Source organism: Ancylobacter sp., from assembly GCF_965249975.1.
Classification (GTDB): domain Bacteria; phylum Pseudomonadota; class Alphaproteobacteria; order Rhizobiales; family Xanthobacteraceae; genus Ancylobacter.
Window position 1 is genome coordinate 905,983 of sequence record NZ_CBDFNE010000018.1, and the last position, 12,426, is coordinate 918,408.

The following is a 12,426-nucleotide window of genomic DNA, read 5'->3' on the forward strand; positions in this document are numbered from 1 at the left end:
CACAGCCATGAACGCGCTCTCCCGCTTCTTCTCCCGCCTCGAAGGCCCGCAGACGCTGGGCCGGGGCCCCGGCTTCTGGCTCGGCTTCCTTGTCGTGCTCGCCGGCGCCTGCGCCTACCCGCTGTTCTCCGACGGCTACACCGTCGGCAACACCGTGTATTTCTTCACCTGGATCTTCATGGCGCTCGGCCTCTCGCTCATCTGGGGCTATGGCGGCGCGCTCAGCTTCGGCCAGACCGCCTTTTTCGGCATTGCCGGCTATGCCTATGGCATCCTCACCATCAATTTCGGCGCCGCCTACGGCTTCACCTTCGTCGCGCTGCTGTTCGCGGTGGCGATCGCCGCGCTGTTCGCGGCACTGCTCGGCTATTTCCTGTTCTTCGGCCGCATCTCCGGCGTGTTCCTCGGCATCGTCACCCTCTCGGTAACGCTGGTGCTGGAACGCTTCATGGCGCAGACGGCGGGGCCGGAATGGAAGATCGGCGCCGCCCGGCTGAACGGCTTCAATGGCATGAGCAACATGCCCCCGCTCACCGTGCCCTGGCCCGGCGGCGACATCGTGCTGTTCCCCGACGTGCAGCTCTATTACGTCGTGCTCGGCATGCTGGTGCTGGTCTATCTCGGCCTGCGCATCCTGGTGAACTCGCCCTTCGGCAATGTGCTCGTCGCCATCCGCGAGAACCCCGAGCGGGCGGAGATGCTCGGTTACGACATCCGCAAATACCAGCTCGGCACCTTCGTCATCGGCGCCGCGCTCGCCGGCCTGTCGGGCGTGCTCTACACCAGCTGGGGCCAGTACATCACGCCCTCCTCCATGGGTATGACCGCCGCCGCCTTGCCCATCGTCTGGGTCGCGGTCGGCGGGCGCTCGGACCTCACCACCACGCTGGTCGGCACGCTCACCGTGCTCGCCGTGTTCCAGGCGCTCACCATTCATGGCAGCCAGTACGCGCTTGTGGTGATGGGCGTCATGCTGGTGCTCACCGTGCTGCTGGCGCCGCGCGGCCTCATCTATGCGCTGGCCCGGCTCATCGCCCGTCCCTTCTCCAAGCGGCAGCCGGGAGACGCCTGATGCCGATGCTCCAGACGATAGGCCTCAACAAGCGCTTCGGCGGTCTGCACGTCACCAACAATGTCGACCTGACGCTGGAAGCCGGGGAGGTGCATTGCCTCATCGGGCCGAACGGCGCCGGCAAATCGACCCTGTTCCGGCTGGTTCTCGGCGAGCATCTGCCGAGCAGCGGCACCATCCTGTTCGGCGGCGAGGACATCACCAGCCTCAAGCCGTTCCAGCGCATCCGTCGCGGCATGAGCGTGAAGTTCCAGGTGCCCGGCATCTTCAAGGCGCTGAGCGTGCGGCAGAACCTCGAAATCGCGATGCAGCACCATTACGATCCCTCGGTGCTGGCCGAGGAGATCGACAAGCTGCTCGCCTTCCTGAACCTCACCGCCGATGCCGGCCGCCTCGCCGGCAATCTCTCGCACGGCCAGAAGCAGTGGCTGGAAATCGGCATGGCGGTCAGCCTCAAGCCGCGCCTTCTGCTGCTCGACGAGCCCACCGCCGGCATGTCGCCGGAGGAGACCCACGCCACCGGCGAAATGGTCAAGCGCCTCAATGCCGAGGGCATGACCGTGCTGGCGGTGGAACACGACATGGCCTTCGTCCGCCAGGTCGCCCACAAGGTCACGGTGCTGCATCTCGGCCGCGTCTTCGCCCAGGGCTCGATCGACGAGATCGTCGCCAATGAGGATGTCGCCGCCATCTATCTCGGCCAGACCACGGCGCACGAAACCGCTCACGAGGCCGCCCATGCGTAAGGAAGTGATGCTGTCCACCCTCGGCCTGCGCGCCGGCTATGGTGGCAAGCCGGTGCTGCAGGGCCTCGACATCGAGGTGCGCCAGGGCGAGATCGTCGCCGTCATCGGCCGCAACGGCGTTGGCAAGTCCACCTTGATGAAGAGCCTCATCGGCCTCGTGCCGGCGATGGAAGGCTCGATCGTCTTCGGTGACAAGCCGGTGGAACACCTCTCCGCCTTCAAGCGGGCGCGGCTCGGCATCGGCTATGTGCCGCAGGGCCGCGACGTGTTTCCCCGCCTCACCGTGGGCGAGAACATCGCGGTCGGCGGCATGCGCGCGGGCCGCGTCAGCGAGGCCGACCGCGAGCGGGTGCTCGGCTATTTCCCCATCCTGCGCGAGCGCTGGAGCCAGCGCGCCGGCACCATGTCCGGCGGCCAGCAGCAGCAGCTCGCCATTGGCCGGGTGCTGGTGGCCAATCCGCAGCTCATCCTGCTCGACGAGCCCTCGGAAGGCATCCAGCCCAACATCGTGCAGGATATCGCCCGCATCATGGTGCAGCTCAACGCCGATACCGGCGTCACCGTCGTGCTGGTGGAGCAGAACATCGACATGATCCGGGCCATGGCCCAGCGCTGCTATGTCATGGACAAGGGCCGCGTCGTCGCCGAACTCACCCGCGAGGACCTCGCCGATGGCGAGGCGATGCGCCGCCATCTCGCCGTCTGATCGTACAGCCAGAAATCAAGGAGAACCCCATGTCCTGGCTCGAAAACTCCCTCATGGCTCGCAAAGGCCTCGCCAAGGGCCAGGCGGGCGCCACCCACTCCCTCACCGAGGCGGAGCAGGGCAAGTACCACTATGTCTACGGCCCCTATGTCGACCCCGTCCTGAAGGTCGATCCCGGCGCGGTGGTGGCGGCGGAAACGCATGACGCCTTCGAGGGCGCGATCAAGCACGAGACCGACAACCCGCTGGAAATCCTGAACTTCCCCTATCTCAACCCGCAGAACGGCCCGATCTACGTCAATGGCGCGGAAAAGGGCGACACGCTGGCGGTCTACATCAAGTCCATCGTCCCGCGCGGGCCCCAGCCGGTCGGCACCACGCTGATCATGCCGGATTTCGGCGGGCTGGTGCCGACCAAGGACACGGCGATGCTGAACGCGCCGCTGCCGATCAAGGTCAAGAAGCTGCATGTCGATGCCGAAACCGGCACCAAGTGGAGCGACAAGATCACCCTGCCCTATGTGCCGTTCATCGGCACCATCGGCACCTCGCCGGAAATCGAGGCCATCACCTCGCTGCAGCCGGATTATTACGGCGGCAACATGGACCTCCCGGATGTCGGCGTCGGCGCGGTGATCTATCTCCCCGTCAACATTGCCGGCGGCCTGCTCTATCTCGGCGACTGCCACGCCACCCAGGGCGATGGTGAACTGTGCGGCGTGGCGCTTGAACACCCCACCGTCACCACCATCCAGATCGACCTGATCAAGGGCTGGACCATCCACACGCCACGGCTGGAGACGGCAGAGTTCATCATGTCCATCGGCTCGACCCGGCCGATGGAAGACGCCACCCGCATGGCCTATCGCGACCTCATCCGCTGGATGGCGTCCGATTACGGCTTCGACGAGATCGAGGCCTACATGCTGCTCACCCAGTGCGGCCGCGTCCGCCTCGGCAACATGGTCGACCCGAAATACACGATGGGTGCCTCGATCCTGAAGTCCTACCTCACGGCCTGAGCGCCGCCCACCCTCATGGCCGGGCCAGCCCGGCCATGAGCGCCTGACACCGCAACACCCGCCATCCGAGCGACATTCCCGGACCCGCCGCCGCAACCGGCCGGGCGCCGAACGCTCCTCCATGCCCGGAGACCTGCCATGACCGCCACGCTGAAGGTCGCGACCGTCCAGTTCGAGCCGACCATGTTCGAGAAGGAGCGCAACATCGCCCGGCTGGAAGCGCTGGTCGGCGAGGCCGCCGGCGCGGGCGCGAAGCTCATCGTCACGCCGGAAATGGGCACGACCGGCTATTGCTGGTTCGACCGCACTGAAGTCGCGCCCTTTGTCGAGCCGATCCCCGGCCCGACCACGGAGCGTTTCGCCACCATCGCCCGCGCGCAGGACTGCTATATCGTCGTCGGCATGCCGGAGGTCGATGCCACCACCAACCTCTATTACAATTCCGCCGTGCTCATCGGGCCGGAGGGCGTGGTCGGCACCCACCGCAAGACCCACCCCTATATCGCCGAGCCGAAATGGTCGGCGCCGGGGAATAGCGGCCATGCCGTGTTCGACACGCCCATCGGCCGCATCGCCCTCCTGGTGTGCATGGATATCCATTTCATCGAGACCGCGCGCCTCGTCGGCCTCGCCGGGGCGGACATCATCTGCCACATCTCCAACTGGCTGGCCGAGCGCACCCCCGCGCCCTACTGGATCACCCGCGCGGTGGAGAACAGCTGCTACCTCATCGAATCCAACCGCTGGGGGCTGGAGCGCACGGTGCAGTTCTCCGGCGGCAGCTGCGTCATCGGCCCGGACGGCGCCATCGAGGCGGTGATCGATACCGGCGACGGCGTCGCCTGCGTCGACATCGACCTGGAGCGCGCCCGCGCCCGCCGCATGCTGGGCGAAGCCGTGTTCGAGCAGCGCCGGCCGGAGCTCTATATGGAGCTGCCCACCAACACCTTCACCTGGAACCCGCTCGACTTCTTCAGCCTGTACGGCCACCGCCCGCTGCCCAAGGGAAGGCGCTCGCAGGTGGCGGTGGCGCAGTTCGCCCCCACCGGCGACGTCAGTGCCAATCTCGACCGCATTGAGCAGCTCGCCATCGAGGCCCGTGCGGCCGGGGCCGAACTCGTCGTCTTCCCCGAGCGCGCCGTCACCGGCCTCGACGCCCCCGCCGCCGTGCCGCTCAGCGGCGAGGCGGTGGCCCGGCTCATCGCCATCGCCACCCGCCATGGCCTGCACCTCGCCGCCGGCATCGCCGAGGAGGAGGGCGGCACGCTCTATAACAGCGCCGTGCTGGTCGGCCCGCAGGGGGTGATCGGGCGCTACCGCAAGACCCATCTCGATGCCTCCGACCATAATTGGGCGACGCCCGGCAATGAGTGGGGCGTGTTCGACACCAAGTTCGGCCGCATCGGCCTGCTCATCGGCCATGACGCCGCCTTCCCCGAGGCCGGGCGCGTGCTGGCGCTGCGCGGCTGCGATCTCGTGCTCTGCCCGGCGGCGCTGCGTGGAAGCCTCACTTCCGCCCATGCCGGCACGGCGATTTCCCAGAACTACCCCATCCCCACCGGCGCCGATCCGCATCACTGGCACCTGATGCGGGCGCGGGCCGGCGAGAACAATGTCCATCTCGCCTTCGCCAATGTGCTGGACGAGGCCGCCGGCTATGGCGGCAAGAGCGGCGTGTTCGGGCCGGACACGTTCGAATTCCCCCGCCGCGAGGCGATCCTCAGCGGCGGCGAAGGCGTCGCGGTGGCGGAGATCGACACCAGCAATCTCGACACGCCCTACCCGACCAATGTGGTGCGGCGAAAGGATTTGGTGACGATGCGCCAGCCGCATCACTACCTCCCGCTCATCGGCTGAACACGGCGAGTTCATCCACAAGCCACGCCGCCGCCACCCGCGCGGCGTGGCCTTCGGCGTCCTGAGTGAATATGGTCGCGCCTCCCTTCACGCGATTTCCGTGTTCCGCATGACCGACAGCCTCGCCACCGCCACCGCCCGGCAGATCGCGCAGCAAATCGCGCAGGAGATCGGCGCCCGCCCGCAGCAGGCGGAAGCCGCCATCGCCCTGCTGGACGAGGGCGCGACCGTTCCCTTCATCGCGCGCTACCGCAAGGAAGTGACGGGCGGGCTGGACGATACGCAGCTGCGCCGGCTGGATGAGCGGCTGGTCTATCTGCGCGAGCTGGAATCACGCCGCGCGGCGATCCTCGACTCGATCCGCCAGCAGGAAAAGCTGACCCCGGAGCTGGAAGCCGCGCTCGCCGCCGCCACCACCAAGGCGGAGCTGGAAGACATCTATCTCCCCTTCAAGCCCAAGCGCCGCAACCGGGCGGAAATCGCCCGCGAGCGCGGGCTCGGCCCGCTGGCCGACGCCATCCTCGCCGACCGCGCACTGGTGCCGGCGGAGCTGGCGGCCGGCTATGTCACGCCGGAGGTGGCGGATGTGAAGGCGGCGCTGGAAGGCGCGCGCGACATCCTCTCCGAGCAGTTCGCGCAGAATGCCGAGCTGATCGGCCGGCTGCGGTCCTATCTCCACGCCAATGCCTTCCTGCGCGCCCGGCTGGTGGAGGGCAAGCAGGAGGAAGGCGCCAAGTTCTCCGACTATTTCGACCATGTGGAGCGCTGGTCCGGCGTGCCGAGCCACCGCGCGCTCGCCATGCTGCGCGGGCGCAACGAGGACGTGCTGGCGCTGGAAATCGAGGTCGACGCCGAAGACCCGCGCCCGATCAAGCCGGTGGTGCGGATGATCGCGGACGCCTATGCCATCGGCGAGAAGCTGCCCGGCGATGTCTGGCTGATGGAGATCGCCGGCTGGACCTGGCGGGTCAAGCTCTCGCTGCATCTCTCGCTCGATCTGATGACCGAACTGCGGGCGCGGGCGGAGAAGGAAGCCATCGACGTTTTCGCCCGCAATCTCAAGGACCTGCTGCTCACCGCCCCGGCCGGCTCGCGCACCACGATGGGGCTCGATCCCGGCATCCGCACCGGCGTCAAGGTCGCGGTGGTGGACGGCACCGGCAAGCTGCTCGCCACCTCCACCGTCTACCCCTTCCAGCCGAAGAACGATGTGCGCGGCACGCAAGCCGAGCTCGCCCGCCTCATCCGCGCGCATAATGTCGATCTCATCGCCATCGGCAACGGCACTGGCAGCCGCGAGACGGAGAAGCTGGTGGCGGAACTCCTCGCCGCCCTTCCCCCTTCCGCCTCGGGCTCGAAGCCGCTGAAAGTGGTTGTGTCGGAAGCCGGTGCCTCGGTCTATTCCGCCTCGGAACTGGCGGCGGCGGAATTCCCCGGCCTCGACGTGTCGCTGCGCGGCGCCGTCTCCATCGCCCGCCGGCTGCAGGACCCGCTGGCGGAGCTGGTGAAGATCGATCCGAAGTCGATCGGCGTCGGCCAGTACCAGCACGATGTCGACCAGTACCACCTCGCCCGCGCGCTCGACGCGGTGGTGGAGGACGCGGTGAACGCGGTCGGCGTCGATCTCAACACCGCTTCCGCCTCGCTGCTCGCGCGCGTCTCCGGGCTCGGCTCCTCGCTGGCCGAGGCCATCGTCGCCCATCGCGACGCCAATGGCCCCTTCGCCAGCCGCAAGCAGCTGAAAGACGTGCCGCGCCTCGGGCCGCGCACCTTCGAGCAATGCGCGGGATTTTTGCGCATCCGCGACGGCGCTGAGCCGCTCGACGCTTCCGCCGTCCACCCGGAAGCCTATGGCGTGGCGCGCAAGATCGTGAGCGCCTGCGGCCGCGATCTGCGTAGCCTGATGGGCGACAGCGCCGCGCTGTCCGGGCTCAACCCCGCCGCCTTCGTCGATGAGCGCTTCGGCCTGCCGACCGTGCGCGACATCATCGCCGAATTGGACAAGCCCGGCCGCGACCCGCGCCCCGCCTTCAAGACCGCCACCTTCACGGACGGCATCGACGACATGAAGGACCTGAAGCCCGGCATGGAGCTGGAAGGCACGGTCACCAATGTCGCCGCCTTCGGCGCCTTCGTGGATATCGGCGTGCATCAGGACGGGCTGGTGCACGTCTCCCAGCTCGCCGACCGCTTCATCAAGGACGCGCATGAGGTGGTGAAGGTCGGCGATGTGGTGAAGGTGCGGGTGCTGGAGGTCGATCTCAAGCGCAAGCGCATCTCGCTCTCCATGCGCCGCGATGCCGGCGGCGGGGCGAAGCCGCAGGGCGAGCGCGGCCCGCGCGATTCCTCCCCGCCGCCACGTGGCCCGCGTCCGCCAGCGCGCGAGCCGCAAAAGGCGCCGCAAGGCGCGCTCGGCGCCGCGCTGATGGATGCGCTGAAGCGGCGCTAGGCTTCGGACTCGATCAGCACCACCAGATGACAATTGCGGCGAGAGCGACGGCGGAGGCGTAGTTTCTCGCGAGCTTGTCGTAGCGTGTTGCGATGCGTCGGAAGTCCTTGAGGCGGCAGAACATGCGCTCGATGAGGTTTCGGCGCTTATAGGCTTCTCGATCGAACGGGCTCGGCTGTTTGCGCGTGGGGTTGTTCGGGATGACGGGCGTGGTGCCACGGTCGATCAGCCATTGGCGCAGGCCACGCGCATCGTAGGCACAATCGGCTGCACAGGACCGAGCCCTGGGGACCTGCGCGAGCAGGACGAGAGCAGCCCGCAGGTCGCCGAGTTGGCCTTGCGTCACCTCGATGGCGAGCGGTCGCCCGAGCGGATCGCAGAGCGCGTGGATCTTGGTGGTGCGGCCACCACGGGAGCGGCCGATGGCCTGCTCTTCCGCCCCCCTTTTCCACCAGCGGCCGAGCGGTGGGCCTTGGCGGTGGTGGAATCGATCGCGTGAAAGTCGTCGTCGGGCGATGCCTGACGCAGGGCTTCGAACAGGCCCTGCCAGAACCGGCGGCGAGACCACCGGTTCCAGCGGTTGTAGATCGTTGTGTAGGGTCCGTAGACAGCGGGACAATCACGCCAGCGGCACCCTGACCGCAACACATGGACAATCCCGCTGATCACCCGCCGATCATCGACCCGGCGCGCGCCGGGCTGGTTGTGTGGGAGATGAGCCACGATCGCATGCCATTGAGCATCACTCAGCCAGAACTCGTTTGCCATGACACTCCTCCAAGCATGCGGAGGGAATCATGTTCGAGCACAAATTCAAAGAGCTGATCAGGTACAGACCCTAGAGCAATTCCCGCAAAAGAGCGTAGCGATTTTGCGATAGGAACTACGTACAATCAGAAAGTTAGAGCCTTTCCGGTGAATGTGAGTTCACCGGAGCGGTTCCCGGACTGTTTCGACCAATCCAATCTGGTGTGGCGGATTATGTCAGATTTTGACCTGCACGAGATGAACGGGATGCACGTTAATCTGAACCAGGCCACGCTTGGCCTGAATGATAACTTCAGAATGGTCGCCTTTACGCGAGAGAGCGGCGTTTGGATATTTAAATTCTATCTCGACCATGAAGATGAAGACGACAGAGAAGAAGTAGAAGACATAATGACCCAAATAGAGGCGATAGAGGGGTCTGATTTTAAGGCAGAATTCGAAATAATCGTTGGGAATGAACCTATTGCGTGGCCGGAACACCCGGCTCGGGTGGTCTTCCGAAATGCGAGAAGTAAAAAGTAGCCTATGCCGCCGCAAAGGCGCATGCCGGGTGGTCAGCGACGGCCGGCCTTCCAGGCGGGGAGCGGCTCCCCGTTCGGGCGGGCGCCCCTTCAGGTGCCGATGAGCGCGATCCAGGCGGCTGCCATAGCCATGCAGGCGAGGCTGACCGGCACGCCGGCGCGGGCGAATTCACGGAACGAGATCTTCACCCCGCGGTCCGCCGCCTGTTCCACCACGATGATGCCAGCGAGGCTGCCGAAGACGATAAGATTGCTGGAGAAGCCGGTGCCGAGCGCCAGCGCCGCGCCCAGCGCCTCGGCGTCGCCGCCGGGCGTGAGGAAGGGCACGAGCAGCATCACGGCGGGGCTGTTGCCGACGACATTGCTCAGCATTCCGCCCACGAGATAGAGCGCCAGCGGATCATCGAGGCTGAGCCCGGTGGCCCGCAGCCCGCCCAGCAGCTGCTGCGGCAGGCCGGTCGCCGCCATCGCCGCATTGACCACGAACAGCCCCATGATCAGCACGAGCAGGTCGCCATCGACCTGCGCCAGAAGATCGCGCGAGGCGATCTGCCGGTTGATCAGCAGCACGCCGGCGGCGGCGAGCGCGATCAGTTCGCGCGGCCAGTCGCTGAAGATGAAGGCCACCACCACGAGCGCCGTGACCAGCCCCGCCTTCGCCGTCTCCACACGGTCGAGCGTCACTGGCGGCGCGGCCGGCGGGTCTTCCAGCGCGCCCGCGCCCGGCGGCAGAGTCCAGCGGCCGCGATAGATCAGCGCCACGATCCCCCACACCAGCGGCAGCGAGGCCAGCGCCGGCAGGCCGGCCACAGCGAGGAAGCCGGTAAAGGACAGTCCGAGCTGCTGCGCGGCGATCATGTTCTGCGGCGAGCCGATCAGCGTGCCGGCCGAGCCGGTATTGGCGGCGAAGCAGAAGGCGAGCAGGAACGGCACCGGGTTCAGCCCCCGCGCCAGGGTGAGCGAGACCAAGAGCGGCGTCATCGCCACCACCACGACGTCATTGGTCAGCAGTGCCGAGAGCAGGCCTCCGACGCCGACCAGCACCGCCAGCAGCACCGGCGCGCTCACCGGCAGCAGCGCCACGCGCTCGGCGGTCCAGGCATAGAAGCCGGAGACGACGAAGGCGGCGGACACCACCATCAGCCCGAACAACATGCCGACGCTGGCATAATCGATCGACTCCCACGCCGCCTTGGGGCTGATGCCGCCCGCCACCATCACCGCCAGCGCCCCAATCAGCGCGGCGCCGGTGCGGTCCACCATGAAGCCCGGCAGCTTGCCGAAGCCCATGGCGACATAGACGAGGAAAAAGATGAGAAGGGTCAGGCCCATAGCGGTCTCGGGTTCCGTCAGAGCTTGCCCGGTGCGCCTGGCGAGATCATCCGCGTCACATAATACGACACCAGCGCCGGCGCCCACCGGGGATCGCGCAGCACCTGCCGCCCCCCGGCACCGAACAGTGACTGAAACGCCTTCAGCGTCAAATGCCAGCGCGGCCACCGGGTGAAGCGCTCCAGCCTGCGCACCAGCGCGCGGTCGGCGGCAAGCGGGCTCGGCAATCCGAACAAGGCCTCGGTCAGGGTGAGAAAACGCTGGGTCGACGGCCCCCAGCCCGCCGCCTGCACGCGCGCGATCAGCGTGGGCGGCACCGCGCCGCCGAACGCGTCATGGATGCAGGTGACGAAATCGAGCGCCTTCATCAACGGCACCTCGGCCGTCGCCAGCCGGTCCGGCTGGCGACTGGTGCACTGCGCCAGCGAACACAGGGCCCGCGACAACGGGTCCAGCCGGCCGATCCGCAGCCCCTCCCAGTCGAGGCGGTCCACCCCGGCGGCGGCAACATCGGGCGGCAGCAGCGGGTCGTCGGGATCGACAATGGTGTGGTGCAGTTCGATCCGCGCCATCTCGTCGGGGTGGAAGAAGGGCGGGTAATGCCGCACGCATTCGCCGAGGCCCTCCTGGAAGCCGTAGCCGAGGCCGCGCAGCACCTCCATCGCCGCCCTCTGCGCGCTCTCCCCCGGCAGCCAGACATCGAGGTCCATCATCTGCCGCCCGGCGGCTGGGCCATCGGACGGCAGCAGGGTGAGCGCCCCCTTGAGCCAGACAGGTTCGAGCCCCGCGGCATTGAAGGCGGCGGTCACGGTCCGCATCTGCCGCCGGAAGCCTTCATTGCGCGCGGTGTTCCAGTCCGCCACCGCCGCCAGAATGTCCGCGAGTTCGTCGTCGACGAGATCGCCCAGTTCATGACGGGCCAGCACGACAGACAGCGCCGGGATCAGCCGGTGCGTATCGGCCTGGGCGAGGACGACCGCCCAGGGCGGGTCGGCCGCGGCGGCGGTCCGCAGCGCCGCGCGGGTGGAGAAGGGCGACACCAGCGCGCAGAGCAGGCGCAGGCCGTCGAGCGAGGAGTGGCTGCGCGGCATGGGGTCCTCGAATGTGGCGCCCGCAGCGCCGTGGCAACGCTACGCACGTCTGCGGGCGGCAGGCAAGCCAATGCCCATGGGTGCTTTTCGTCTGGTGCCATAAGACCGCAGGAGGTACCATGCAACGCGGTTCTTCATGTCGTCGCGTTTCTCACCCAGGTGCGAGTCGATCCATGCCCCAAACCCCTTCCTTGCCCGAGCCCGAAAAGACACCGCCCACCGATGAGCGCCGCCGTGAGACCCTGCGCCGCCTCGGTCGCGGTGCCGCCTATGCCGTACCGACGACCTTGGCGCTGATGTCCCTGCGCCGCGCCTCCGCCGCGAGCCCCCCGACATGAGCTTCCCGAAGCCGCAGACGGGTTCGTCCGCGAGCGTACCCGGCGAGGAAGCGGCAGCCATGCCACCCACCGACGCCCGCCGCCGCGAAGCGCTGCGGCGGCTCGGTCGTGGCGCCGTCTATGCGCTGCCGGCCACGCTGTCCATCATGACCGTCAACCGCGCCGCTGCCATCAGTTGACGGAACGGCCCGAGCGGTGCATTTTTACCTCTGACTATTCAGGCTTCGGCTCTACGAGTCAGGGAACAGGCATGGCGACGGATCGTCCATCGGAAACCGAACAGGAACTGCCCGCCACGTCCGCTACGCCGTCGGGTACCGACGTGCGCCGGCGCGCCGCGCTGACGAAGCTGGGTCGTGGCGCCGCCTATGTCGTTCCCGCCACGCTCGGCCTGATGATGATGCCGCGCGCCGCCCGCGCGAGTTGAAGCCGGCCTCACAGCCCACGGCTGGGGGGCAAACTCCTGACAACCCCCGACAATGACGCGCCGAACCACCGGCCGGCCCCGAAGGGCTGCCGGTTGG

General features: G+C 67.5%; 11 protein-coding genes. 8 read left to right on the forward strand and 3 right to left on the reverse strand.

Annotation, left to right across the window (positions count from 1 at the left end):
* The first annotated feature begins 7 nt into the window (after window positions 1-7).
* The 6 genes from ACP2AH_RS17090 to ACP2AH_RS17115 all read left to right on the forward strand — a co-directional run bounded on the left by ACP2AH_RS17090 (window position 8) and on the right by ACP2AH_RS17115 (window position 7,852).
* Window positions 8-1,072, forward strand: coding sequence for a branched-chain amino acid ABC transporter permease (locus ACP2AH_RS17090; RefSeq protein ID WP_425106888.1), 1,065 nt, complete (start codon window positions 8-10; stop codon window positions 1,070-1,072).
* A complete protein-coding gene (locus ACP2AH_RS17095) occupies window positions 1,072-1,818 on the forward strand; it encodes an ABC transporter ATP-binding protein (RefSeq protein ID WP_425106889.1) in 747 nt (248 codons plus the stop codon). The genes ACP2AH_RS17090 and ACP2AH_RS17095 overlap by 1 nt, the downstream gene beginning before the upstream one ends.
* Entirely contained in the window at window positions 1,811-2,524 is a 714-nt protein-coding gene (locus ACP2AH_RS17100) for an ABC transporter ATP-binding protein (protein ID WP_425106890.1), read from the forward strand. Before ACP2AH_RS17095 ends, ACP2AH_RS17100 begins: the two co-directional genes overlap by 8 nt.
* A gap of 29 nt (window positions 2,525-2,553) precedes the next feature.
* Complete coding sequence (locus ACP2AH_RS17105) at window positions 2,554-3,546, forward strand: acetamidase/formamidase family protein (RefSeq protein ID WP_425106891.1); 993 nt, start codon at window positions 2,554-2,556, stop codon at window positions 3,544-3,546.
* Between the two features lie 138 nt (window positions 3,547-3,684).
* Complete coding sequence (locus tag ACP2AH_RS17110) at window positions 3,685-5,403, forward strand: nitrilase-related carbon-nitrogen hydrolase (protein ID WP_425106892.1); 1,719 nt, start codon at window positions 3,685-3,687, stop codon at window positions 5,401-5,403.
* Window positions 5,404-5,512: 109 nt separating this feature from the next.
* Window positions 5,513-7,852, forward strand: a complete 2,340-nt coding sequence (locus ACP2AH_RS17115; RefSeq protein WP_425106893.1) for a Tex family protein — start codon at window positions 5,513-5,515, stop codon at window positions 7,850-7,852.
* Window positions 7,853-7,865: 13 nt separating this feature from the next.
* Here the strand turns inward: ACP2AH_RS17115 and ACP2AH_RS17120 are convergent.
* Window positions 7,866-8,620, reverse strand: a protein-coding gene (locus ACP2AH_RS17120) for an IS5 family transposase (protein WP_425106894.1) whose coding sequence is annotated in 2 segments (ribosomal slippage) — window positions 7,866-8,284 and window positions 8,284-8,620 — 756 coding nt in all. Because the reading frame shifts where the segments join, the coding sequence is not laid out codon by codon here.
* Window positions 8,621-8,833: 213 nt separating this feature from the next.
* Between ACP2AH_RS17120 and ACP2AH_RS17125 the strand changes: the two genes are divergently transcribed.
* A complete protein-coding gene (locus tag ACP2AH_RS17125; RefSeq protein ID WP_425106895.1) occupies window positions 8,834-9,142 on the forward strand; it encodes a hypothetical protein in 309 nt (102 codons plus the stop codon).
* An 89-nt stretch (window positions 9,143-9,231) separates the two neighbouring features.
* On the opposite strand, the gene ACP2AH_RS17130 is transcribed toward ACP2AH_RS17125, so the two are convergent.
* Together ACP2AH_RS17130 and ACP2AH_RS17135 are read right to left on the reverse strand one after the other, a co-directional pair.
* Entirely contained in the window at window positions 9,232-10,473 is a 1,242-nt protein-coding gene (locus ACP2AH_RS17130; protein ID WP_425106896.1) for an SLC13 family permease, read from the reverse strand.
* A gap of 17 nt (window positions 10,474-10,490) precedes the next feature.
* Window positions 10,491-11,564 (reverse strand): nucleotidyltransferase family protein, encoded by a 1,074-nt coding sequence (locus tag ACP2AH_RS17135; RefSeq protein ID WP_425106897.1) that lies wholly within the window; start codon window positions 11,562-11,564, stop codon window positions 10,491-10,493.
* A 588-nt stretch (window positions 11,565-12,152) separates the two neighbouring features.
* On the opposite strand from ACP2AH_RS17135, the gene ACP2AH_RS17140 reads away from it, so the two are divergent.
* Window positions 12,153-12,329, forward strand: coding sequence for a hypothetical protein (locus ACP2AH_RS17140; protein WP_425106898.1), 177 nt, complete (start codon window positions 12,153-12,155; stop codon window positions 12,327-12,329).
* Window positions 12,330-12,426: the final 97 nt, after the last annotated feature.